This window comes from Melioribacter sulfuriphilus (genome assembly GCF_051488685.1).
In the GTDB taxonomy this organism is placed as follows: Bacteria; Bacteroidota; Ignavibacteria; order Ignavibacteriales; family Melioribacteraceae; genus Melioribacter.
Genome location: NZ_JBPSEH010000004.1, coordinates 44,746 through 69,629, shown reverse-complemented (window position 1 = coordinate 69,629; position 24,884 = coordinate 44,746). Strand labels below are relative to the sequence as shown.

Sequence of the window (24,884 nt, the reverse complement as noted above, 5' to 3'; positions counted from 1 at the left end):
TTACCTCGATATCGATTTAATCAATTCTTTTATTTCACCGCACTGGGTGTACTTATTATATACATCACATTTTCTGCAATCCTTTTCTGCGCACATTGTACGTGGATGCGTTATATTCCAGCAAGGTTCCCCATGTGATTTATATGACTTGCAGTTCTGTCTATCTTCTTCAGAACAATTGACAATTTCCCAGCAAGGAATTAAAGAATAAATGCTCTTAATTCCGTTAATACTAATTTTAGAATCGTTGATTGCTTTTCGAATACATTCAATTCTTTCGATATCAGCTTTTGAAAAGAGGCGTTGTTTCGATTCTTTTTTATATGGAATAATCAAACCTTCTCTTTCGTACATTCTCAATGTGTGAACCGAAATGCCAATTATTTTGGCAGCTGTACCTATCGGAAAAATTGGTTCGTACCTGTCTATTTGCTCAATCATTTTTTTTTCTAAATAATCTATATTTATAAATATCAATAATCTTGCCATTTATAAATATGCTGTAGTTAGATTTTTAGATATAGCTTTTGCCGTAATTAAGAATTTTTGATATTAAGGAATTCTGAGTTTGAGAAATAAAAGACCTTTGCTCTTTTTATTCTATTTGAGTAGCACCCGAATTGATAATGCGCATAATTTCTTCGAGTTCTAAATTATCACAAAGCTTTCAGTTAATTGGGTATTATGCATTTCGGCGAGATCTGCTTGAGCAGGGCATCGAAATCTTCAAGAGATTTTTTCATTATTTGGGAATCGGATGAATGGCAAGTCAAACATGCCCCGACTTTTAATATTTTCTTTTGCTCTTCGAGATTAAATGGACGATAATTTTTCCTAGTCGTAGCAACTAACTTCGGCTCGGCTAAGAATGCAATCCAGGCGTCCTGCGGTAAATTATCATAAACAGAGGAGGCATACAAAGGAGAAAATTTCCATTTACCCGACTTGCTAAGTTCTAATTTTCCCCTGCCGTAACCAATAGATAGCGGATTGAGATGGCACGATTCACAACTTCTGGATTCTTTACGTATGGTATGTGAAAAGGCAGGTGCATATAATCGCTTAAAAATAATTTCATCTTTTTGACTTTTGTTATCCCTGTCAATGCTTATAATCATTCCAGGCACAAATGTCGTTATCTTCTTACCATTCTTCAATTCGGCAACACCTAAAACTGGAGGTTCAGACAAATATTCACCTGCATGTTCGATCCATTCTCCTGAGGAAAACTTCTTTTCGAGGTGGTCATAGGCGCTTGAGCTTTTATCGTATTCGGTGTGACATCCAATACATTGCGTAGCCCATGATGTGTGGCATGTTTGACAATCGAGGTTCTTGTGAGCCTTATCCTTGATGCATTGTTTTAATGGTGGCAAAGCTTCCGCAATGTTACCATTTGCTTTCTTAATCAACATTACTTTACCGTTTTCCATATAAACATTCGGGATTGGTAAACTATTTTTCCCCGTAAGAAGATAGTTTTTCGAATTGTCAAAATTTCTCAGTTCAGAAATTTTTTGAGATTCGTAATCAAAGTTGTCTACCGTAACTGTTTTGCGCTCACCATTGTTATGACAGTCAAGGCATTGTATTTCGGTTTGAAGTTCTTTATGAGTGTAATAATTTCCGTCTCCCATTACTTCTGCAGAAAGATGACAATCGATGCATAAAAGACCTTTTTCAAAATGGACGTCTGGCAACATTTTTTTAAAGACCCTTCCATCTTTCAATTGACGCAGTTCGATAGGTTCATTTAATGTTGTTTCGTTTATTTCTGCCCAGCCTTCATAATTCGTAGAAATTCTCCCCGACCTTGAATGGCACCCAAAACAATTTTTGTTGCTATTTGGAAGTTTAAGTGTCGGATGAAATTTATTTATGAATCCGACTTTATTTTTAGTAAACAATTTTAATTCTTCGGCAGAATTCTTCGTATAACTCAGATGGCAAGCCAGGCATCCGCCTCCTCTCGATTCTTCGTCTATTTCTCCAAATTCTGTTTTTTCGTTGCCCAGGTGACACGAAGCGCATAAATTGCGGAGGTGACTTTCTGCTGGCGAAAATCCGATTTCCGAAATATGGCTTAGAGAATCAGGCGAGGTCGATTCATTAAAAACAAATTTATTTACACTTACCATCCCGCTTAATGTAGTCATTATCGAACTATTTACACGTCGTACAATGTCCGGATGGCATTGTGGAGAGCCGCAAGTAATCCCGGCGTTTGAAAGATTGCCTGGTATTAAAATTATATTTTCGTGGGCATCTTCTTTCTTTAAACTAAATGGATTGCCGCGATGGCATGAATAACAACCCAGTGCGGTAATGCTGTGCGCTTCGGAAAATCCTTCGACTTCGGAATGACATGAGATACAACTTTCATATCTATTCCCGACTTTGCTGAGCTTTTGGTATATCGTATCAGTTACCGAAAATAAATCTGTTAATGAAATAGGATTATTATAAGTGAAATTATATTTATCGTTCAAGGCGTATTCGAAACGCCAATTTTCCCCTCTAAAATAAAATCCAATTATCGAAAGTATTATATAAACGACGAAAAAAAACGCCAGCGTTTTTTTAAAAAAGAGATTGATTTTCTTATGAAATATCCGCTGCAGGTAAATTATCAGCAGGAAAGACACAACGAAAACCAGAAAAATTACTGGATAATTTAGCCAGTGCAAAAACTCCTGAACTCCCACCAGGTACCATGGTCCTTTAACAACAGGGTTAAATCCATCGTGTATTACAGGCGGTAAGATTAATGCGATTATAATAACAGATATGAGACTAAAAAAAATTGATTTTGACTGAGGCCAAAAACTTTTTACATGTTCTATTATAAACAACAGCATAAATACTGTTGCAGTAGCTGCATGGTTAATATAGAGTAGTTGCAGGTCGTCGAAACTGCCCATAAATAGGAATGATATTTGGGTACCAACTATTGGTATATTCTCGAGTAGGGTTTTAAATATGTTATGAGCTTGAAGACCGTCTGCGTCGGCCTTGAGTATAAAACCGCTCAACATTAGATATATCACGAGAATTATACTAAGCGTAAGCCTGAGCCACACATTTTTTGGCACTCTGTATTCAGTCGACAATCTCAAATGGTCCCAAAAATGAATTATGGTTAAGACAAGAAAAAATTGTGAACTCCAGTAATGGAGACTTCGTAAAAAATTAAAGCGGGGCAACAATAATATTTGAGTTACCGATTCGTACGGATTCATAACATCGTAAGGTATAGCAAGCAGTATACCACTTACTACTGCTATCAAAAACATGCCAAAAGCAAGCTGACCGAATGTAATTCCAAAAACTCTCAAATATTGTTTTTGTTCAGACATAAACGTAGAGTTTCTTCGTGTTTTTATCAGAGTGAATTACGAGTTTATTTAATGATTTGACAGCCGGTCCTTTAACTACCTCTCCACCAAAGTTATATTCGGAACCGTGACAATTGCATACAATTTTATTGTCGATATTTCTATTTAATAAACAACCAAGATGTGTACACCTTGCTTCAAATGCATTAATACTTTTACTCTGTTTAATTACGATAACATTTCCAATGAAATTGACACCTTCGTTCAATTCATCAGGAATAAATATCTTATTGACAGCATACCGTTTCCGTTTATCATCCACTACTAGAGCAGTCAAAAGTATTAGGAAAAGGCCGAAGATTTTATTTAACATTTTAAAGAATTTTCTTCTTGTCATTTTGATCTCGTATGATTCAAAATAAATTTTCGCGGACGTAATCGAGGTCCGTCTCTTTTTCTATTTCAAATAATAGGTCGCGGAAATAAAATTTTTCGAAACTGATGTCGACTATCTCCGCTGCAATTCTGTCGATAAAATTTTCAAAGTGAAACGTAAATTCTTTTTTCCCATCGTATAATTTCATGGCATTAATATTATCTTCTACGATTAGATTCAACAAAGGTAAAATGGATCTTGAATAAATTCCTGTTTGATAACAAATTTTATCTCCCGATGAGACCAACAGATTACCCTTTTTTGACTTCATGAATTTAATAAAACCATCAGTAATAAAGGGAAGCAAACAACTTGTCAAAAAAATCTCGTTAGCGTCGACTTGATTCAAGGCAGTGTAGATTGCCGATACCATCCCGAGTGCTTCGGCTTTGTTTTTTATTACGGAATAGTCATTATATATCTCCACCGGTGTTTTTGAAGCAATAATATCAACTTTTTCGAAATGCGATTCGAGGCGTGCGTGAATTAGATCCAACAAAGTGCTTTCGCCAATTTTAAGACTAATCGATTTTTTATGTATCTCAACGTCGGGTATGTAAATAAAGGCATTTTTAATGTTCATAAAAAACAAATATAAAAAGGCAAGACCTCAGCATGCATTCTGCGCCGTTAAATATGATGCCAGATAATTTCGTCTTTATTGAAATCGTTATTGTCGAAAGCTCCGTGCATCAGAATTTTTTTAATTTCTTCTTTGCTCATGCTTGCCGAGTCTTCCAGTTGTTCAAATAGTTCTCCAATATAACCCCGAATAATATAGAAATTACCCAGATCGAAAAAGTTGTTTAATATTGTTACGTATTCCATAATCTGGGAGAAGTCGAATTCACCCTCTTCATCACTTAAACCAAAAAGCTCTTTTTTCCAGGCAATAAAACTCCAGAAAACTTTTTTAGTAATATAAAGCGCATAATTTACTTCGGTAAGAGGAAAACCTTCTTTAAATCTTTCGGCACCTACCTTTTCGAAATATTTTTCGGCTTTGTCGTTAGAAGCACCAGTCTGAAGCCATTCGATTAAATTTTCGAATACCCGTTCTTCACGCGCTATTACTTCCTTTTCAGAAAGTCTTTGGTAGTTTTTCATCAGCTCAGTTTTCTTTATCTGTTCATAATAGGCATGTGAAATCTGTTGAAGATTTGCTCGAATAAAATCGATTATATTCGCAAAATTCATATTCCCCTCCTAATTTTTGCTTCAATATAATTGTTTTAATTTAGGAGGTCAACAGACACGGCTTAATGATCAATTGAAATTGTATTCCTTGTAGACAATATAAAGAGAATCTGGAACAGGATTTTGAATAAGCCACTCAGATCTCATTGCCATCTCAATTAAATCTTTCGTTACCTCAGAAGGTGACAGCGTCGAACTTATGATTTCGGTTTTAATTGGTTTGCCTTTATAATCAATCCAAAGCTTTAGCATCAATCTACCTTCAACTTTGATATTATCAGAAGGCACAATTTCGCTTATCTGGATTGGAGAAACATTATATGGATTATAATTGGAAGTTTTCTCATCCCTTTTTTCATTAGCAGCATTGTCGTATTGCGACATCTCAATATCCTCCAGCAATTCTAATTCTTCATTTATTATCCCAACACTCAAATTTACTTTAGCAGGTCTAAATAGAGAAACGTCTTTCCACTGCACAGTATGCGGAATTGAAATCAAATTTATAATACTATTGTCAGTAAAAATTACAGCAGTTTTCTTCTTCTTAAAAGAAGGGACTGAAATAAAAATAATAATAGTTATAAGTAAACTGATAGAGAGTGCAATCTTAAAGTTTTTTGAATACTCTTTTGTCAAATGTTTATAGTTCATCGGCTAAAAAATTTTTCCATATTTTATAAAGCTCGAACGTTGCTCGTACATCCCTGCTACAGTAAGAAGCAATTTCTTTTATTTTACCAGCACGATATAATTCGTTTATTTCCATCCCTGTAATTCCTCCATCTTTCGGAGAATTTATCCCAAATGAATGGCAGTAAAAATCGAGGTTGAATTTTTTTGTTAGTCCATAAAACGTAAATTGTTCCAGGAGATCGACGTGCAATTTAGTATCGTAGCGGCGTGAAATAAAATTTCTGGTGGGTTTTATTCCGAGCATTGCTGACCGAAGCATTAAGAAAGGGATATCGAATGACCTTCCATTAAAAGTAATAACGCCGTCAACTTTATGAACATAATTCCAGAAAGTTCTGAGCATTTCATTTTCGGTCATACCTTTATAATTAACTGTTCCATCTTCATTATGCCATTCTTCATTTTTTTCCGATTCAAATAAAATTTGAGAATGCTCCGATACGGTATTCAACATACCGATAACAATAACTTTTGCTGTGAATGGATAAAGATTCAGGTAACGCTTAGCTTCCTCGATTTTTTCCGATCTTAAAATTTCATCTTTTTCCTGCTCAGCATATCTTAGAAGAAATTCCTGTTGTGATTCGCCGAGGCTTTCAAAATCGTAAGCGGTAGTTTCGATATCGAATACGAGGTTCATATTTCGACCTCATAATTTCGACGTTAAACTAACAAAATATCAGGCAATCTGCTCAATAATTTTTGCGGCTTCTAAAATTTCTTCGCCATCAACATCCATATGCGTTACGGCTCTAATTATTCCGACCTTCCCAGTTCCAAGTAACAGACCTTTTTCTTTACATTTTAAAATAAAATCTTCAGCAGATAATCTAAGTGGAGAAAACATAACAATATTTGTTTCAACAAGCGAAGTATCGATTTCTATAAATTTATTTTGCGCTAAAAGTTCTGCAAATTTTTTGGCTTTGAGATGGTCTTCTTTTAATCTTTCGATATTATTTTTCAAGGCATAAATTCCTGCTGCTGCTAAAATTCCGACCTGCCGCATTCCCCCGCCCCAGGCTTTGCGAATCCGGAAAGCTTTCTGGATCGTATCTTTTCTACCTGCTATAATTGACCCAACAGGAGCGCCCAGACCTTTGGAGAGGCATACAGAAACGGTGTCGAAATACGCTGCATATTCCGATGGTTTTATACCTGTTTCCACGTAAGCATTCCATATTCGTGCACCGTCAAGATGCATTGACAGATTATATTTACGCGCAAGTTCGGAAATTGATCTAATATTTTCAATCGGGTTAATTGTTCCACCAGCTCTGTTATGCGTGTTTTCAATTTCGATAACTCTGGTGCGAGCCATATAATAGGCACTTTCCGGACGTATCAGAGGTTCAATTTGGGTAGCAGTAAAAATTCCCCGTTTATCACCTTCAACAAGAGATAGTTGTAATCCACTAAGAGCCGCAGGCGAACCCGATTCGTACTGAAATATGTGGGAATCCTTTTCACAAATTACCTCGTCGCCTGGATTAGTTAATACATTCAAACAAATTTGATTCCCCATCACACCACTCGGCACAAATAGAGCGGCTTCTTTACCCAGTAATTCTGCCGCATATTCTTCTAATGAATTAACCGTAGGATCTTCTTTGTAAACATCGTCGCCCACTTCGGCGCTGCACATAGCTTTTCGCATTTCTTCAGAGGGTTTTGTGACTGTATCGCTTCTTAAATCAATTACTTTTTTCATTTTTGATTACCTTTTTTATGATAAACAATATAAATGTAAATCCCGAGATTAATGATGCAATCGTAGGAAACAAAAGTGGATATCGTGTAAAGAAAGTTACATCGTTACGTAGTTCGGCATTGCCCGTTAAATATGTCCTTTCAAAAAGGTTGGTTTGAGATACTGTTCTTCCAAGCGGGTCGATAATACAACTTATTCCGCCGTTAGCAGCTCTTACCAATGTACGTCTGTTCTCAACAGCTCGAAGTTGTGCAAATTCTTTGTGCTGAAAAGGACCGCTTGAATAACCGTACCAGCTGTCATTCGTAACAACTACGAGCAATTCTGCACCTCTGTTGACAAATTTTGAAACAAAGTAAGGATAAATCGATTCGATACAGATTACACCTGCAACTTTCAAAAATTTATTGGCTTCGAAAATTTTAATTTCTTTACCTACATTCCAGCTCGATATACCGACCTGCCATGTAACAAATTTACCGAGTAGTGGTAATTCCTCGAGAAACGGAACTCTTTCTCCAAAGGGCACGAGCATAATCTTAGCATATTTTTCTGTATGATTGGTAAAAGGGGCAAAAAACAAAATCGAATTATAGGAAGTGTATTTAAGTCCGCTTGCAGTTTGTTTTGCATCTTCGGGTATATTATTCTTTGTCAAAAAGAAATTTATATCCGGCATACCTGTCATTAAATAGACATTATTCATGTCGCAAAATTCGTGTATTTTACTGACCTCCTTTTCATAGTTTCCCGATAAAAGATAAACCGGCAGTGCAGATTCCGGCCAGATGATTAGTTTTGCATTATCCTGAACAGCCTTTTCCGATAATTTTAGATAGATTTGCAATTGCTCATCGAGATTGCCGGCTTCCCATTTTTTCCACGGATTGAGGTCTGGCTGGATTAATCCAACTCTTATTTTCTTACTGGAAGGCTGGTAAGTTTTAACTTTCAAGGTGCCATAAATAATTACAAAAATAAAAATGAGCGACGCTGCTGTGGAATAGTAGATAAATAATTTTTTATTTCTTTCTCTTTCCTGAATCGACAGATAAAGAAAAACATTTATAAATAATATGATTAATGTCAATCCGTATGATCCTACAATATCTGCAATCTGAATAAAGTAATTGAATTTTACAACACTATTTCCAAGTGAAAGCCAGGGAAATCTGAGATCGGTAATCGAATAGAGAAACTCGAACTCCAACCAGAACAAAGGAAACAATAGAAGAGATGTTTTTTTACTGAATACCTTTCTTGAAAAATAATAAAGTGTGGAAGGGATAAGATAGAGCGCAGGATTGACAAAAAGCAGTAGTAGCCCAGAAATCATCAGAAAGGGGTCGGCTTCTTTTGTCCAGCTACCTACCCAGTATAATGTTATTAAGCTGAAAATGAAATTCATTAAATAACTTATTCGATTAATTCCACCGAGAGTATACCGATTTTCGATTACTTTGAAGTACGGTATAAATGCAAAGAAAACAAATACAGGCGCCGGCAAGGGTGGAAAAGACAATCCAAGCAATAATCCAGCAAGAATTGCCAGAAGTCGTTCTTTTTTCAGTGTAGATTTTTCTTGAGGAATAAGAGCTTTTCTATACTTCGGAAAAAATTTCATAAGTCACTAATCCTGTTGGGTTAGTTTTTCTTTTTTCTATTAAAATAAACCACTAAGGCTGTAGCGACAATTATAAACGTTATTATTAATCCAACATTTGAATATGTGTTTAATATTCGATCGATAAGTTCGACATTATTTCCTATTGTATATCCCAGTATGGCAAGAAAAATATTCCACAACAAAGAACTTACGAAAGCATAGAGGATTGTTTTCAGGGGTTTTAGTTTATGCAGTCCTGTAAAAAAGCTGATAACAGCGCGAGTACCCGGTAAAAAGCGGTTTATTAAAATTAACTTATAACCGTATTTATCGAACCACCTGTCGGCTTTATCGAGTGATTCTTTTTTTATAAACTTAAATCTACCATTACGAATAACACTGTCGCCCAGTTTTCTGCCGATGTAATACATAGTAATATATCCGATGCCACTGCCGAAGCTTGTAATAACTACGAGCGGCAGAAAATCTATTGTATTGTTTACGATCAGAGTAGCAGCAAACACAACGGCGAAATCACTTGGAGATGGAGGAAATATATTCTCTATAAATCCGAATAAAAACATGAAAAGATAAATCAAAGTGGGGTCGAGCGCGGCAATGTATGAAATAAATTCTTCGAGCATTAAGATTCTTTCCTTGTAAGAAGAACAGTGGCATACGCGGCAATACCTTCTCGTCTGCCTGTAAAACCGAGTCGCTCGGAGGTTGTTGCTTTAATCGATATACGGTCTGCATCAATTTTCAGTACCGACGCAATTTCGTTTTGCATAAGCGAAATATAAGGTGATAGCCTGGGTAGTTCTAATACAAGTGTCGAATCGATATTATTCACAACGTAACCTTTATTTCTAATCAATACGTTTGTTTTATCCAGTAAAATTTTGCTGTCAATATTTTTATAATCATTACTTGTATTTGGGAAATGCTTTCCGATATCTCCCAGCGCAAGTGCTCCCAGCATGGCATCGCAGATTGCGTGTAGTAGAACATCCGCATCCGAATGCCCTTCCAGACCAAATTCGTAAGGAATGACAACTCCCCCCAGCACCAATAATCGGTCTCTCGAGAAACGGTGCACGTCAAAACCAAATCCAATTCTGTAGTCTTGCACTAATATCTTATCTCGAATTTTGTGAATTCATTATTAGGTTCTAACCATTTGATTGCAGCACTTTTAACATCCGACATTGGTGGTCCAATCTTAAGTGAATTGAACAATTCTTCTATTTTATATTCCTCCCCTTCTACAACTGTGAGTACCTCGCCTGTATAGAGATTTTTTACGTATCCTTTCAGTCCAAGTTTTTGTGCATGGCGCAATACAAAATACCGAAAACCAACGCCCTGTACGAGTCCTTTAACAATAATTTCGGCTCGCTTCATTTTTTTACTATTATTTTCCTGTGTTAAAATAATAATCGTAGACTTCAGATATTATCAATCCGCTGAATATAAAAATACCGCCAGCGATTCCAAAATTAGTGATTTTTTCATTGAGTATAAAGTAAGCAAATAGAGCCGCAAATATCGGTTCAAATGAATAAATAATCCCTGCTTTCGTAGGGCTTACTTCTTTCTGAAATCTTGTTTGCAATCCGAAATTTACAAACGTAGCCAGCACCGACGTATACAGAATTCCGTTAATCAAATTGCCGTTAATATTTAAATAGAAAGTTTCAAAACTAACGGTGTGAAAAGAGATAGCAGCTAACCAGGCAAGGAGAGCAACTGTAATCAACTGCGAAAGAAAAAGAAGCCAGAAATCGTGGCCAGGCGAAATGATGTCCATATAAACTACATGGAGCGCAAAAAATAGAGCACAGATTAATGTTAAGTAGTCGCCCAAATTAAAATCCTGTCCAAAATTTTCCAGAAAACTTGACGGAGTAGAGCTTCCACTTGACAGAAGAATAATTCCGAAGAAAACCAGTAGTGTGCCTATCAATGCTCCTTTTGTCGGTTTCTTCTTTTCAATTAATAATTGCAAAGGAGGTATCATTACAACTAGCGAACCGGTAATAAATCCCGATTTGGTAGCGGTAGTATATTTAAGTCCGACTGTCTGAAAAGTAAATCCGAGAAAGAGAAAAATCCCAAGCACAAAACCAGAACGAAATGCTGAACTGCTAAATTTGTAACGTTTGTAGAGAAGTAGAGTAATTACCAATAAGGATGCTATGGAGAATCTCAAAGCAATGAAAAGCATTGGGTTGATATCGTTTATAGCTTCTTTTACAATGACAAATGTACCACCCCATATAATTGTCATCAACAAGAGCGCACCTTCGCCTAAAAAATGAGCCGGGGTAAATTTATTTTTCATCTGGCTTGTTATAACCGAATAATTTGAGCATTTGAGGATTGGAACGCCATTTTTCTCTCACTTTTACGTAGAGTTCGAGATAAACTTCCCTGCCGAGGAAAGCTTCGATAGCCTCTCGGGCTTTTTTGCCAAGTTTTTTTATCATCTCGCCTTTCGCACCGATTATTATCGGTTTTTGAGTCTCTTTTTCAACAACTATCACTGCTCTTATGTAATCTTTGGCATTCTCACGTTCTTTGAATTCTTCAATAACAACTTCCGTACTATAAGGAATTTCCTCCTGATACATTTCAAAAATTTTCTCTCTGATAATTTCGGAAACGAAAAATCTTTCGCTGGCATCGCTCAGCTGGTCGTCTGGAAAATACTTTGGATGTTCAGGTAAATATTCAAGGATTGAATCGATAACCGTTTGAAGATTATAATTTGCCGTAGCTGAAATCGGTATTATTTTTTCGAACATATCATTTTTTTCCAGCTGCCTTATAAGAGCTTCAACTTCATTTTGGGAAACAAGATCAATTTTATTAATAAGTAAGAGTTTTTTAATCGATTTATCTTTCAAAAGTTCATACACCCTTTCATCCGAAAGTGTACGTTGTCCCGTAGGATCAGTAGAAATATCGATCATAAACAACAACAAATCTGCATCTTTGACTGCTTCGATGATGTAGTCATACATTCTTTCCTGCAGTAAATATTCGGGATTCAGAATTCCCGGTGTATCCTGAAAGATTATCTGGTAATTTTCGGTAGACAAAATGCCAATAATTTTTTTCCGGGTTGTTTGGGGTTTATTTGTTGTAATCGACAGTTTTTCGCCTATTAATGCATTCATTAAAGTCGATTTTCCTACATTCGGTTTCCCGATAATCGAAACGAATCCTGCTTTTACGCTCATAGTACTCCTATTTTTTCTTGCAAAGATAATAAAATTTAACGACGCCCGGATGGCTTATTAACAATAACATAAGTGAGTCATTCAATAACAATTATACACTTACAAAGGGACTGTAAGCAGAAATTATAATAACTCAGTATGTAAGTATTTGGATAATCGGCAGTTGTGAATCATAGGTCTTTTAATTTTTTTCGGAAGCGTCGGTGAGTTTCATTCATAATATATAGAATAGTAAGGGCAATCAATGAAATCGAAGCACCCAGAAGATGGAATAATTTATTGCTGGCAATAAAACTCACTCCGTTGAATATGTCCAGTAATACTCCTGAGAGCATCTCGGTATTATTAATCGACAAGTAACTATAATAAAAAGAGACTGCGAGCACGCACAATATAAATATCAAAAAAAGAGATAATACTGACGGGGTAATAAAATCTTTCCGAACTTTTTTAATAGTTTTGTTCTTAGCGATTAAAATGGCAAATTTTTCAGTGAAATCACGAGGAGCTTTTTCGTAATCGACCTGACGCAAAAGTATATCAATAGCTTTAAGAGCTTTCAGTTTTTTAGCCGTCACTTCGTCTTTTTCCAGTAAATCATTCAATTCTTTTATTTTATTTGCATCGGCTGTTCCGTCGATATAATCGTTGAGTAATTCATCTATGTTCATAAAATTTCCTCCTGATAATTATGCTTTAAAAGTAAATCTCTGAGAATATTTCTGGAACGGTGAAGCAAAACTTTAGCATTAACAAGCGAAATATCCATTACAAGGCTAATTTCGTTGAGCGATAATCCGTCTATATAATAAAGAATGAGCACCAAAGCGTTCTTAACAGGCAATTTGTCGATTAGTCTCAATAAATAGTCCTTCGGATTTTCTGCTGTTGCATAGATTTCGCAGTCGTAACTGATAAGTTCTGGCATATCTTCGAGCGAAGTCATCTCCTTTTCGATCTTTCTTTTTCTGGAGGCAATAACGGTAAGTGCTGTATTATAGACAATTTTATAAAACCATGTCGAGAAACTGGCTTCTTCTCTGAACTGCTTTAAGTATTTAAATGCTTTAAGAAAAGCGTCCTGAAGCGCTTCCTCGGCGTCCATATCGTTCTTCAGCATCCGCTTGAGCAAATTAAAAGCCCTGTCTTTGTATCTATCGACAATCATTGTATAATCGGCAGTGTTACCCCTTTTTACCGATTCAATTATTTCTATGTCGCTTAGATTTTTCATCACGTATTTAGACATAAACTGTCTGCTGAGAGGTTACAATTTATTACAATAATTTTTTGTAACCTTTTAATTATTAATATATGTCAAAAGGGGTAGAAATAAAAAACTTTAAATACGGAGGATAAAATGGAAGGTACAATTGCTTTATTTATACCGATAATAACTGTTATAGTAACAGGATTGGTAATAATAATGTATTTCTATTTCCGTTCTAGGGAAAAGCAATTAATGATAGAAAAAGGACTTTCATACGAACAGATGATAGAATTAATGCGCTATCAAAAACACGGATACGGTTTATTAAAAGCCGGAATTATACTGATATTTTTCGGAATCGGATTAGGCTCAGGAATGCTTTCAGAAAATGCAACCAATACAAAGGAATGGATACCATTTATGATTTTCGTAATGACAGGGTTGGGTTTTGTGGTAGCATATATAATTGGAAGGAAATATGAAAAGGCTGATAAGGACAACGAGAATGGTAGCACAGGAAGTTAAAATAAAGTCATTTTTAATGACTGCCTGAAAGCGTATTGGAGAGTTTTTTACTCAAAGTATTATTAGATAACAATTTCCGAAATTCCATATTTCATTTATGATACGAAGAACATAACCCAATATTTTAAGAAGGTCTCTAAAATTCACTAAGTTTCGTTGTGGGCTTTGCAGTTTTATAAAATGAACATGAAATTTTATTAGTAGATAATTTCGATTTTAGTCTGGAAACTATTGGTATAACGGAAAAGAAATTATCACGAATTTAACGATAGAAAATTAAGTTTCAAATACAGCATTAATTCTGTTTTAATTTCTCTAAATATCGTTCACCTTCGCTTTGGTTGTATTTACCCTCTTGAGGAATAAAACCTTCTATCGTAAAAAAAAAAAGAGCAACTGAGTTTTAGTATTGTATTAATAATAATCTGTAACAACTTTTGAGTTTATTAAAGATTTATTTATAAGACACTTTTCATCAGTAGCTCTCTAATTGCGTTCAATTCAATTAGCTGAGCAATCTGTGTGGTTTTAATTCTCGAATATCGTTGACAGATTTACAGTTACTAAATTCGTGTCGATTATCATATAAGTTAAAAAAACCGAGATCTTTCTGGTCCATATTTTATTCGTAGTATAATATCCTTCCTTTAATTTGGTAAAAGGCCAATGTTTCATCAGTATTTATCGTTGTGATTATCTTTTTAGATTATTCTGATTCAATTAATAATCGTTGCTTTCAATTCTTATCATAGCATGTATTCTTTAGTTAAATATTTGCTTTGGTGATAATTGCTTTAATAAACTCATTTAATAAATCTCCTCTATTCGGTTCTTACAATTTATAGTTAATATACCCCTATCTATAGTTCATTATTTTATCCCTCAGAATAAATTGCCATAGCTCCATCACAGTCTTTTAACTTTAATTTTGTTAATATTTCTTAGGTTTTTGATTTTTCATTTTTGTTTCGTAGAATTTCACTGCTTGTGATTATTTTGAATTTTCTCTTTTTTTTAACTCAGGAATCCCATTTTCATTAGTGCATCAAATACAGTAATATGCATTTTCTCACCTACCAGAAGCAATGCTCGCATTAACATAATTGGCCTTCATGCCCAGTCTAAGTTTTCTTAAGTGTAATGGATAGTCTGCATTCTTTTGTTTCTTAAAATGGTTATTCTTCAGCTTGTCCTCAGATATTTCGAATTTTTTCTCAGTTATTAATTCTTCTTAATCTTTCATTTTGCATCTTTTCATTATATATATCTCCGATGTAATATAACATAGATTCATTTTTTTTGGATAGAATGCAGAGCGAGATGATAATTACGTTTGCAATATTGTATTAATTATTGCACACTCATTGCTCTATTGCATATTAATAATTATAATTGCAATAACATTTAAAGGTAGTAGAATGTCAGATGTCCAACAAATAATTGACAGGAATAAAGAGACATTAATTATCCCCGACGGAATAATTGTAATTGGTAGGGACAAAAATATTATTGTTTTTAATGAGGCAGCATCACGTATAACCGGATTTTCTGAAGAAAAAGTAATTGGAAAAAACTTTGAATTTTTATTCAAAAAAAATACTGATGAAAAAAAATTTATAATCAATGCACTTGAAGAAGATTTATCAATCAATAATCTTTCAATTAATATAACCGACATAAAGGGAAATATTAAAAATGTCTTGGCATCTATCTCTCCTATTAAAGTTGATGGAATTGTTTTAAGTGTCGTTTTTGTTTTCAGAGATACAAAAGAAATGCTATCCTTAGCAGAAGAAATAAATAAAAAAACCTTTGAATTAATTGATCAAAAGAATAAACTGGACGCGATTTTTAACAGCAGTATTGAAGGTACATTTACAATTGATAATGATTGGACTATAACCTCATTCAATAGATCTGCTGAAAAAATAACCGGGTATAAAAAATCAGAAGCATTAGGTAAAAAATGTTGGGATATTTTTAATTCATCAATCTGCCGCAATGGATGCCACATGGAACAGACAGTCAAAAAAGGTAGAGCAATGGTTGGGAATGAATTAGAAATTGTTCATAAAAATGGAAGAAAAATTCCAATAAGAGTTAATTCCAATATCTTAATAAATAGCAGAAATGAAAAAATCGGTGCTATTGAAACTTTTATTGACATTTCAGAACTTAAAAATTTATCCGCACACTTAAATGACTTTTTTAAATTCGAAAACATTGTCGGAAGAAATAAAGAGATTAAACAAATTATTTCTGTACTTGAAAGTGTCTCTCAGACAGATTCTACTGTTTTAATTACGGGTGAAAGTGGTACTGGAAAAGAATTAGCTGCACGTGCCATACATATTAATAGCTTAAGAAGAACAGGACCCTTTATTGCTGTCAATTGCAGCGCATTTGTTGAATCACTTATTGAAAGTGAATTATTTGGACACGAGAAAGGTGCCTTCACCGGTGCAATTAAAACAAAAATAGGAAAATTTGAACTTGCGCAAGGCGGTACTCTATTCCTTGATGAAATTGGCGATCTATCAATTCCAGTTCAAACAAAACTTTTAAGAGTTTTAGAAACACGAGAATTTGAAAGAGTGGGCGGTAATAAATTAATTAAGATGGATGCAAGAATAATTGCAGCAACAAATAAAAATCTTTTGGAAGAAATCAATGCCGGAAGATTTCGTGAAGATTTATTTTACCGTATAAATGTTATTAACATTCATCTTCCTCCTTTACGTGAAAGGATGGATGATTTGCCTCTATTAATAAATCACTTTATTGAATCTTTTAATAAAAAGTTCAAAAAAAACATAAAGCAATTTTCATCATCTGCATTTGATATTTTGATGGAATACAATTGGCCTGGCAATATAAGAGAGTTGGAAAATGTTATAGAGCACTGCTTCATCCTTTGCAGTGGTGATATAATTCAAGTCGAGCAATTGCCTAAAAGATTGAGAGAACAAAGATCTAAAAAGTCAAATACTTATTTACAAAACTACCAGAAAGGATTTAAAGATGCCGAAAGGGAATTGATTATTTCCACTCTGGAGAAGAATAACTATAATAAAACTAATACCGCCAAAGATTTGAACATTAACCCCTCAACACTCTGGCGAAAAATGAAGAAGCTGGGGATCAAAGGATAATAACTTTTAATTCAGTTATTTGACATAACTTCTAATTACTGAGGAGCTTGTTATTCAACTAAAATTATCTCATAGTTAGTTCAATAAGATTTAATACTATAACAGACAATTTTGGATTTCAATCCTATGCAAGTTGAGTTGAAATACACTTGATAATTTTTATAAACTAATTTCATTCTAATTAATAGACTTAGAGCGTTCTTTCACATAATAATACTTCATGAGCCAATGAATAAAATACCTCCTAATATAAATGCATGTTTATAATTATCCGGTTATGAAAATCCAACTAACTTTTTCTTTAGAAATACAATCAAAATAAAAAGACGTGGTGTAAATTCATCTAAAAAATAAATGATATTTCAACTACTAAAAAAGCGGCTACCCTTAATTATATCCCGGCAACTAAATATTTTTTCTTACAAGATTATTTAAGAAGCAGCGAGGGTAAATAATTTGGGAAATCAGTGGAACTCCAATCATAATAGCTGTCAAAGTTCCAATATCCATTTGACTTCCACCTGCAAACAAAATCAGACTGGGCAGCACAGAGTTCTTATCAGTAAAGGTCTTAGCTAACGAAAGCCAGAATGCGTGCCCGATAAATACAAATATTATCCAACTTCATTCATTGTGATTATGACGTCCTCTCCCTTGATGCTCGCCATCGTGATGGTGTCTGCCGTGTTCTTCTCTATCTTTACCGTGTCCAATACTTCTTTTTGCAGTCGGTTCAGTCAATTGTTGTAATTCACCTTTGAGGAATTTTTCAATCGCATCCTGAACGGACATTTTTCTTGCAAGATATACTTTGCTTTTGGGAGTATTTATAATTTCAAATGCATGCGGTCCAATATTCCCAACGATAAATGCTTCTACACCTTTATCTAAAAACTCCTGAAGGTTTTCGTGTTTGTGCCCCTCATCAACATTTTCGAAAGCTTCGGAAGTTTTTGTATCAGTGTTGTAAAGTATAAAATAATTAGCGTGCCCAAACCTTTTTGCAATTTGGCTATCCAGGTTATTTCCGTCAGCACCAAGTAATATTAACATATTAAAACCCATATTTTAATTTTAGTATAACCATGAGATGCAAAGAATAGATTTTAGATGCTGTAAAGTTTCTCTTTAACCAACATTTGATTTTGCATTAAATACAGTTTTTCATAAAGACCTTTTTTGTCTAATAATTCCTTGTGAGAACCCTTCTCCACAATTTTTCCTTCTGAGAATACCAGGATTTGATCAAACATTTCCATTTGAACAAGTCGATGAGTAATTAAAATAATTCCATATCTGCTCCGAAGTTGTTTCATTGTTTCAAGAATTTTTCTTTCAGTAATATTATCAACTTGCGAAGTGATCTCATCAAGAACTAATATTTTAGAATTACGTAGCAGTGCCCTTGCTAAAATCAGTCTTTTGCTTTCTCCACCACTTAACTTTTTGCCAAGTTCACCAATATTTGTGTTGAGCGTATCAGGGAGACTTTCAACGAAATCTAAAAGTTGAGCCTGCTTTAAGACGCTGTATAACTCTTCATCTGTTGCATTATCTTTTGATATCAAAAGATTTTCTTTAATTGTACCAGTAAAGAGATGTACTTTTTGTGGAACGACAGCAATTATCTCTCTGACTTTTTCTGCAGAAATATTCTGATAAGATACATTACCAAGGTAAATCTCACCGCTATCGTATTCCCAGAGTTTTGTTAATAAATTTACAATTGTTGATTTACCGGCTCCACTTGAACCTACAATTGCAATCATTTGATTTTGCTTTAATTCAAAAGTAACATTTTTGATAACATCTTTTTTTCCATCATAAGAAAATGAGATGTTATCAACTGTTAAATCATAATTCTTAAAATCATCAACATAATTGAAAGCAATTTGCCCTTCAGTTATTTTTTGCTCTGTAATCTCAAACAACCTTTTTGCCGATTCAACGCTTTTATTTAAAAACTGGAAGGCAAGTGGAATTTGAAATACAATTTCAAAAGAAGCCATAATGCCAATTGTGATTACAGATAAATATACGCCATTTAAATTTCCTGCTGTTACATCAGGAATTGATGCATAAAGTAAGGCGAGAACCGTTAAGTTCATTGACAATCCTGTTAAACTTTCGTGGAGGCCTTGTATCAAATTCATTTTATATTCTGTGCTCAATAATTTATTCTGAATTTCGTTGAATTCTTTCTTCCAGCTTTCCTGCTTATCGTAAACAAGAAGTTCTGGTAAGCCCTGCAAGCTATCAACCGAAATATCCTTTAGCTGAGATTTTAGTGAAACAATTTTTTCTCCTAAGTTTTTACTCAATAAATAGGTTAATAAAGGTATTCCAATTGCACTGCCAATAAACATCGATAAAAAAATAATCGAATATCTTATTTGAAAAATGCTGAGTAAGGTGAACATTAAGATTGCAGTAGCAACAAAAATAAATGGGGGTGAAATTACCCTGACAAAAATGTGTTCAAGATTTTCAATATCTTCAATTGAACGTGAAAGCAAGTTACCTGTTGTAAAATCGAATTTCTTTGATGGAACAATCGGCTCTAATGATTTGAAAAACCATACTCGTAATTTTGCAAGAAGTTTGAAGGTAACTTCGTGTGAGATGTATCTTTCGAGGTAACGAAAAACTCCGCGTGAAATACCAAAAAATCTTACTCCAACTATTGCGACTTGTAATTGATAGATTGGCGTTTGAATTGCGGCACTTGCAATTATAAATGAAGAAGTCATCATTAACCCAATTCCACTTCCGACCGTAAAAAATCCCATCAACGCTGCGAGAATCATCCAGTATTTATATTGATTAGATAAGGATAATATTTTCAGTAATGTTTTGATCATATCTTAGTATTATGAGAATTAAAAAGATTTTTATAGTAAGAATGATTATCTAATAACTCATTATGTGTACCGATTCCTACAATTTTCCCATTTTCCAACAAAACAATTTTGTCTGCCTTTAAAATTGTATTCAACCTGTGAGCAATAATTATTACAGTTCTACCTTCAAACAATTTGTACATATCATTCATAATTTCCTCTTCAACAATTGGATCAAGATTCGCGGTCGGTTCATCGATTAAAACAAGTGGTGAATTTCTTAGATATGCTCTTGCAAGTGCGATTCGTTGAGCTTCTCCACCACTTAATTTTGAAGCATCTTCTCCAATTCTTGAATTATAACCGTCTGGTAATGAAGAAATTAATTCATCGATCCTTGCTTTCTTAGCCGAAGCAATTACCTCTTCGTAAGTCGCATTTTGCTTCGATAGACTTATGTTTTCATAAATTGATTTATTAAACAGATGAGGACTTTGTGGCAGAAAGGTTAAATTTTTCCTCCATTCTTTTGGATCAATTTCAGAAAGATCGAAGTTTCCAATTTTAATGCTTCCTTTTGTTGGTGAAATAAATTTTAAAAGAAGATTAATTATTGTTGATTTACCAGCTCCGGAATATCCGACTAATGCTGTTACTTTAGTTGGTTCTATTGCAAACGAAATATTATCAATGGCGTTTACGCTTCTGTCGGAGTAATTAAATGATACGCTTTGAAATACGATTGGCAATTTACTATCATAATAAAACTGATTCCGAAGCGGATATGATTTCTGCTGTCTTTCTTGTGATTTTATAATTTCATATATCCTCTCAAAGGCTGAAACACCTTCCATTCCAGCGTGATAGCTAACACCAAGTTGTCTAAGCGGCATATAAAACTCAGGTGCAATAATCAAAATGAAAAGAGCATCTGCAAAATTGAAGTTGCCGTTTAACAGTCGCAAACCTATTGCAACGGCAATTACTGCCACACTAATGGTTGCAGTCATTTCAAGTACAAGCGCAGATAAAAATGCAATGCGTAAAACTTTCAGCGTTTTGATTCTGAATATATTGGATATCTCTTCAATTCGTTTCAGGATGTCGTTTGTTTTGTTGAAAAGTTTTAATGTTGGCAATCCTTGCAGTACATCAAAAAAATATGCACTCATACGGCTTAATGTTTGCCATTGTTTTTTATTCATCTTTTCTGCGATAGAACCGATTAAATACATAAACAAAGGAATTATTGGGGCGGTTAGTAAAAAAATTACTCCTGTCAAAATATCAAGAGGAAATACAAGAATTAAGATTAAGAGCGGAATAAAAACCGATAGAAATATTTGTGGTAAAAATTTAGAAAAGTACTCTTCTAATTTATCAACTCCCTGGATTAGTGTGTTAGTTATTTCACCGGTTCTCTCGGATTTTAATTCAAGTGGTCCAATTTCTTCGATGGCTGATATTATTTTTTCCCGAAATAATTTTTTTATAAAAGCTATAACTTTTGACGAAAATAAATTTTGCAGCCAGAGGAAAATTGATTTAAGAAGCGAAACAATTAAAAAAATGATTAGAAATATTCTTACATCATAGAGAGTTTTATGTATAAGGAAAACATTATTGATTGTTCTGCTTAAAAGAAAGGCTTGACCAATGGTTGATATTGATACGAATAATCCTAAAATAATTATTGCAAGAAAATTAATTCGGATTCCTTTAATGAAGGAATAAAGAGTTTTATTAAAATGCATCAAATATTTATTGAAAAGTTAATATTGTACAAAATTACACATTTATTATACAATCCAAAGATTAGAGAGAAATATTTTTGATTTCTTGCTTGACAGAATTATGAGTAAAGTTAATATAGCCTCCATTAATTGCTGCTAATAAATCACCTATTAAACATTTCACTGTAGTATCGTAGTTTTCCTTTAACCTTGTAATTGTGCAATCATACTCAACAAAGAGTGTTCTGAAGAAATTCTCAGCTATTGTAGCTCCAGCACAATAAACGTTACAATCAAAAATTTCATTGCATAACTTCTCTTCTTAAAAAACGACAAGTCGTTTTCCTTTAGCTTTAAGCAGTGAATTTTACTTTTCAAAGAAATTCAAAGTTTGTCAAATTTTTTCAAGTTCATAAACACTTTTCTGATTTATCTCAGGCATTTCTATAAAATCGTCTCTTATAGAGCTCAATGAAACATCATTTTCATTTAGAATAAGATATATAAAGTATTCGGTTGCAAAGTCTCCGCTTTCGACAAAAAGTACTTCCAAATAATTTATTTCAACACAATTTCAACCAAAAAACTCTGTTTTTTACTGTATGAGGTATTTTATCATCTGGTTAGTTTTGTTTACCAAAAATTCCAAAAATATGATAACTCAAACAGTTAGTTTATTTTCAGTAAATGACAGAGATCTTAGAATTTTTTGTTTCATAACGTCTCTTTTAAAAAATAAAAGATTGTCATCCTTCGAAAAAAAGGATGACAATCGAAGTTACTTTTTTAATATTCAAGTTTTTGCTTAGTTGAAACTCTTTTTCTAAATATCCAATAACTCCATGCCTGGTATACTAATACAATCGGTACGAAAATTACTGCAACTATCGTCATTACTTTTAATGTATATGGGCTCGAAGAAGCATTGTAAATTGTCAAACTCCAATCTGGATTTGTGCTTGAAACCATTACACGAGGGAATAATCCCATAAATACAGTAATAGTTGAGAAAACTATTGTTATTCCAGTCATTACAAATGCCCATCCTTCTCTTCTTAAGTTAAGAAAATAACGAACAGATAGAATAGCCAGACCAGCAAGTATTGGTATAACTCCAGGATTTACTCCAAGTTTACTGAACATATCGGTATCATAATAACCAAAGATTACATAGCTAAAAAGAAGAATAACAGAAGGCAGCCAAAGTTTTTTTGCAATTTTTCGAGCACCTTCGAGAAGTTCATCCGTCAATTTTAATGAAAGGAAGACTGAACCGTGCAATGTGAATATAGTTAGTGAAGTTAATCCACCCAATAAAGAATAAGGATTCAATAATGTAAAGAAGTTCCCTGTAAAATTCATATTCTGATCAATTGGAACACCACGAATTATATTTGAGATAGCCACTCCCCAAAGTAATGCAGGTACGAAACTTCCGATAAAGATTACCCAATCCCACCTATTACGCCAAACGGGGTCATCTTTTTTACTTCTATATTCAAAAGCAACACCACGTGCAATTAAAGCAAGTAGCATAATAACCAATGCAAGATAAAAACCACTAAATAACGTAGCGTACCAGTTTGGAAATGCAGCAAACATAGCTCCACCAGCTGTTATCATCCATACTTCATTGCCATCCCAAAAAGTTCCAATTGAATTGATAATTGCTCGTCTTTGGCGGTCATCTTTGCCAAGAAATGGTAAGAGAATTCCAACGCCGTAGTCGAATCCCTCTAAAAAGAAAAATCCAATAAATAAAACGGCTATAAGTATAAACCAGATAGTGTTAAGATCCATTTTATCCTCCTATGCCTTACTTAAAACTGAATTATCAATTTCTGCTTCTTCTTTTTCTATTTCATTAATATCCCTTGAAGCATATTTTCTAAATAATGAAATCATAATTATCATTAACACAGCATATAAAACTGTATACGCTATTAAAGAAAACAAAACTTCACCAGCGGAGACAGTGTTAGAGACTGAGTCAGCAGTTTGGAACAATCCAAAAACTGTCCACGGTTGTCTGGCAATCTCAGTAAATAGCCATCCTGTTGTATTCGCAATTACAGGCAAAAGGAAAGACCAGAAAGTAATTTTATAACCCAAAGAACTAAAATCTAATCTATCTTTATAAGCTTTAATTACCGATAATATTGCGATCAACAACATTAAAAAACCCGCGCCAACCATTATTCTAAAAGTCCAGTAGGAAACCGCTACTGGTGGAACATAATCGCCCGGACCGTATTTTTGTTCTGCTTCTTTCTGCAGATTTTTAATTCCTTTAACTTCTCCTTCAAATTTGTTATATGCGAGAAAACTTAGAGCACCAGGAATTTTAATTGCAAAAACATCTCTCCGATTCTTCTCGTCGCCAAAAGTAAATAAAGACATAGCTGCTGGATTCTCACTTTCCCAAAGAGCTTCAGCTGCTGCCATTTTCATAGGTTGTATTTTAACCATATACTGAGCTTGAGTATGCCCAACTAAAATTACGAGCAAGGTACCAATTAAAGCATAGACAGCACCAAATTTAAAAGACTTCTTAAATACTTCGTGTTTACCTTTTCTAACCAATTGATAAGCACTTATCGAGAGAATTAAAAATCCTGCAGTTGCAACAGCACCAAAAAATACGTGTGGAAATTGAACCCAAAGATGTCCATTAGTAATGATTGCAAAGAAATCGGTCATTTCTGCGCGACCATTTCTTATTGCATAGCCAACGGGCTGTTGCATAAATGAATTTGCTGCGAGTATCCAGATTGCAGAAAGATTTGACCCAATTGCAACAAGCCAGATTGATGCGAGATGAGCTTTCTTCGAAATTCGATCCCATCCAAAAATCCAGATACCAATAAATGTTGACTCCATAAAAAAGGCAAGCAAGGCTTCAATAGCTAACGGAGCTCCAAAAATATCCCCCATAAATCTTGAGTATTGCGACCAGTTCATTCCAAATTGAAATTCCTGAACAATGCCCGTTACAACACCAATTGCAAAATTGATTAAGAACAGTTTACCCCAGAACTTTGTCATTTTCTTGTATACTTCATTTCCTGTTCTGTAATATGCTGTTTGCATAATTGCTACCGCAATTGAAAGCCCTAAGGTAATTGGCACAAAGAAATAATGATAGACAGTTGTTATTGCAAACTGCCACCTTGATAATGTTAATACATCCATTTTTAC

Annotated in this window: 24 protein-coding genes; 2 read left to right on the top strand and 22 right to left on the bottom strand. The window is 34.1% G+C overall.

Annotated features, from left to right (window positions below; translation table 11 throughout):
• The 16 genes from ACSSV9_RS06765 to ACSSV9_RS06690 all read right to left on the bottom strand — a co-directional run bounded on the left by ACSSV9_RS06765 (nucleotide 1) and on the right by ACSSV9_RS06690 (nucleotide 13,475).
• A complete protein-coding gene (locus ACSSV9_RS06765) occupies nucleotides 1-441 on the bottom strand; it encodes a MerR family transcriptional regulator (RefSeq protein WP_437346489.1) in 441 nt (146 codons plus the stop codon).
• Between the two features lie 230 nt (nucleotides 442-671).
• Nucleotides 672-3,356, bottom strand: coding sequence for a hypothetical protein (locus ACSSV9_RS06760; protein ID WP_437346488.1), 2,685 nt, complete (start codon nucleotides 3,354-3,356; stop codon nucleotides 672-674).
• Nucleotides 3,349-3,732, bottom strand: coding sequence for a QcrA and Rieske domain-containing protein (locus ACSSV9_RS06755; protein ID WP_437346487.1), 384 nt, complete (start codon nucleotides 3,730-3,732; stop codon nucleotides 3,349-3,351). The genes ACSSV9_RS06760 and ACSSV9_RS06755 overlap by 8 nt, the downstream gene beginning before the upstream one ends.
• Before the next feature lie 16 nt (nucleotides 3,733-3,748).
• Nucleotides 3,749-4,354: an NTP transferase domain-containing protein gene (locus tag ACSSV9_RS06750; RefSeq protein WP_437346486.1), complete on the bottom strand. Its 606-nt coding sequence runs from the start codon at nucleotides 4,352-4,354 to the stop codon at nucleotides 3,749-3,751.
• Nucleotides 4,355-4,401: 47 nt separating this feature from the next.
• On the bottom strand, nucleotides 4,402-4,968 hold the full coding sequence (locus ACSSV9_RS06745) for a hypothetical protein (RefSeq protein ID WP_437346485.1): 567 nt from the start codon (nucleotides 4,966-4,968) through the stop codon (nucleotides 4,402-4,404).
• A 69-nt stretch (nucleotides 4,969-5,037) separates the two neighbouring features.
• Nucleotides 5,038-5,622 (bottom strand): hypothetical protein, encoded by a 585-nt coding sequence (locus tag ACSSV9_RS06740; protein ID WP_437346484.1) that lies wholly within the window; start codon nucleotides 5,620-5,622, stop codon nucleotides 5,038-5,040.
• A complete protein-coding gene (locus ACSSV9_RS06735) occupies nucleotides 5,612-6,304 on the bottom strand; it encodes a ribonuclease H-like domain-containing protein (protein WP_437346483.1) in 693 nt (230 codons plus the stop codon). The genes ACSSV9_RS06740 and ACSSV9_RS06735 overlap by 11 nt, the downstream gene beginning before the upstream one ends.
• Before the next feature lie 39 nt (nucleotides 6,305-6,343).
• Nucleotides 6,344-7,375, bottom strand: coding sequence for a threonine aldolase family protein (locus tag ACSSV9_RS06730; protein ID WP_437346482.1), 1,032 nt, complete (start codon nucleotides 7,373-7,375; stop codon nucleotides 6,344-6,346).
• Complete coding sequence (lnt, locus tag ACSSV9_RS06725; protein WP_437346481.1) at nucleotides 7,359-8,999, bottom strand: apolipoprotein N-acyltransferase; 1,641 nt, start codon at nucleotides 8,997-8,999, stop codon at nucleotides 7,359-7,361. The genes ACSSV9_RS06730 and lnt overlap by 17 nt, the downstream gene beginning before the upstream one ends.
• Nucleotides 9,000-9,019: 20 nt before the next feature.
• Nucleotides 9,020-9,625, bottom strand: coding sequence for a DedA family protein (locus tag ACSSV9_RS06720; protein ID WP_437346480.1), 606 nt, complete (start codon nucleotides 9,623-9,625; stop codon nucleotides 9,020-9,022).
• Nucleotides 9,625-10,113: a 2-C-methyl-D-erythritol 2,4-cyclodiphosphate synthase gene (ispF, locus tag ACSSV9_RS06715; protein WP_437346479.1), complete on the bottom strand. Its 489-nt coding sequence runs from the start codon at nucleotides 10,111-10,113 to the stop codon at nucleotides 9,625-9,627. The genes ACSSV9_RS06720 and ispF overlap by 1 nt, the downstream gene beginning before the upstream one ends.
• Nucleotides 10,113-10,385: an acylphosphatase gene (locus ACSSV9_RS06710; protein ID WP_437346478.1), complete on the bottom strand. Its 273-nt coding sequence runs from the start codon at nucleotides 10,383-10,385 to the stop codon at nucleotides 10,113-10,115. The genes ispF and ACSSV9_RS06710 overlap by 1 nt, the downstream gene beginning before the upstream one ends.
• A 10-nt stretch (nucleotides 10,386-10,395) precedes the next feature.
• Entirely contained in the window at nucleotides 10,396-11,325 is a 930-nt protein-coding gene (locus ACSSV9_RS06705; protein WP_437346477.1) for a DMT family transporter, read from the bottom strand.
• Nucleotides 11,315-12,226, bottom strand: a complete 912-nt coding sequence (gene era, locus ACSSV9_RS06700) for a GTPase Era (RefSeq protein ID WP_437346476.1) — start codon at nucleotides 12,224-12,226, stop codon at nucleotides 11,315-11,317. Before era ends, ACSSV9_RS06705 begins: the two co-directional genes overlap by 11 nt.
• Nucleotides 12,227-12,396: 170 nt before the next feature.
• Nucleotides 12,397-12,897 carry an anti-sigma factor family protein gene (locus ACSSV9_RS06695; RefSeq protein WP_437346475.1) on the bottom strand — a complete coding sequence of 167 codons (501 nt, stop codon included), beginning with the start codon at nucleotides 12,895-12,897 and terminating at the stop codon, nucleotides 12,397-12,399.
• Nucleotides 12,894-13,475, bottom strand: coding sequence for an RNA polymerase sigma factor (locus ACSSV9_RS06690; RefSeq protein ID WP_437346474.1), 582 nt, complete (start codon nucleotides 13,473-13,475; stop codon nucleotides 12,894-12,896). Before ACSSV9_RS06690 ends, ACSSV9_RS06695 begins: the two co-directional genes overlap by 4 nt.
• 111 nt (nucleotides 13,476-13,586) lie before the next feature.
• Between ACSSV9_RS06690 and ACSSV9_RS06685 the strand changes: the two genes are divergently transcribed.
• Nucleotides 13,587-13,961, top strand: a complete 375-nt coding sequence (locus ACSSV9_RS06685; protein WP_437346473.1) for a DUF6249 domain-containing protein — start codon at nucleotides 13,587-13,589, stop codon at nucleotides 13,959-13,961.
• Nucleotides 13,962-15,379: 1,418 nt separating this feature from the next.
• The gene (locus ACSSV9_RS06680; RefSeq protein WP_437346472.1) at nucleotides 15,380-17,113 is read left to right on the top strand and encodes a sigma-54 interaction domain-containing protein; all 1,734 of its coding nucleotides are present in this window, start codon (nucleotides 15,380-15,382) and stop codon (nucleotides 17,111-17,113) included.
• A 624-nt stretch (nucleotides 17,114-17,737) separates the two neighbouring features.
• Here the strand turns inward: ACSSV9_RS06680 and ACSSV9_RS06675 are convergent.
• The 6 genes from ACSSV9_RS06675 to ACSSV9_RS06650 form a co-directional block, all read right to left on the bottom strand.
• On the bottom strand, nucleotides 17,738-18,166 hold the full coding sequence (locus ACSSV9_RS06675; RefSeq protein WP_437346471.1) for a NifB/NifX family molybdenum-iron cluster-binding protein: 429 nt from the start codon (nucleotides 18,164-18,166) through the stop codon (nucleotides 17,738-17,740).
• A gap of 53 nt (nucleotides 18,167-18,219) precedes the next feature.
• Nucleotides 18,220-19,974, bottom strand: coding sequence for a thiol reductant ABC exporter subunit CydC (gene cydC, locus ACSSV9_RS06670; protein ID WP_437346470.1), 1,755 nt, complete (start codon nucleotides 19,972-19,974; stop codon nucleotides 18,220-18,222).
• On the bottom strand, nucleotides 19,971-21,707 hold the full coding sequence (gene cydD, locus ACSSV9_RS06665; protein WP_437346469.1) for a thiol reductant ABC exporter subunit CydD: 1,737 nt from the start codon (nucleotides 21,705-21,707) through the stop codon (nucleotides 19,971-19,973). Before cydD ends, cydC begins: the two co-directional genes overlap by 4 nt.
• Before the next feature lie 373 nt (nucleotides 21,708-22,080).
• Nucleotides 22,081-22,239 (bottom strand): hypothetical protein, encoded by a 159-nt coding sequence (locus tag ACSSV9_RS06660; RefSeq protein ID WP_437346468.1) that lies wholly within the window; start codon nucleotides 22,237-22,239, stop codon nucleotides 22,081-22,083.
• A 233-nt stretch (nucleotides 22,240-22,472) separates the two neighbouring features.
• The gene (gene cydB, locus ACSSV9_RS06655; RefSeq protein ID WP_437346467.1) at nucleotides 22,473-23,486 is read right to left on the bottom strand and encodes a cytochrome d ubiquinol oxidase subunit II; all 1,014 of its coding nucleotides are present in this window, start codon (nucleotides 23,484-23,486) and stop codon (nucleotides 22,473-22,475) included.
• 9 nt (nucleotides 23,487-23,495) lie between these two features.
• Nucleotides 23,496-24,878, bottom strand: a complete 1,383-nt coding sequence (locus tag ACSSV9_RS06650) for a cytochrome ubiquinol oxidase subunit I (RefSeq protein ID WP_437346466.1) — start codon at nucleotides 24,876-24,878, stop codon at nucleotides 23,496-23,498.
• Nucleotides 24,879-24,884: the final 6 nt, after the last annotated feature.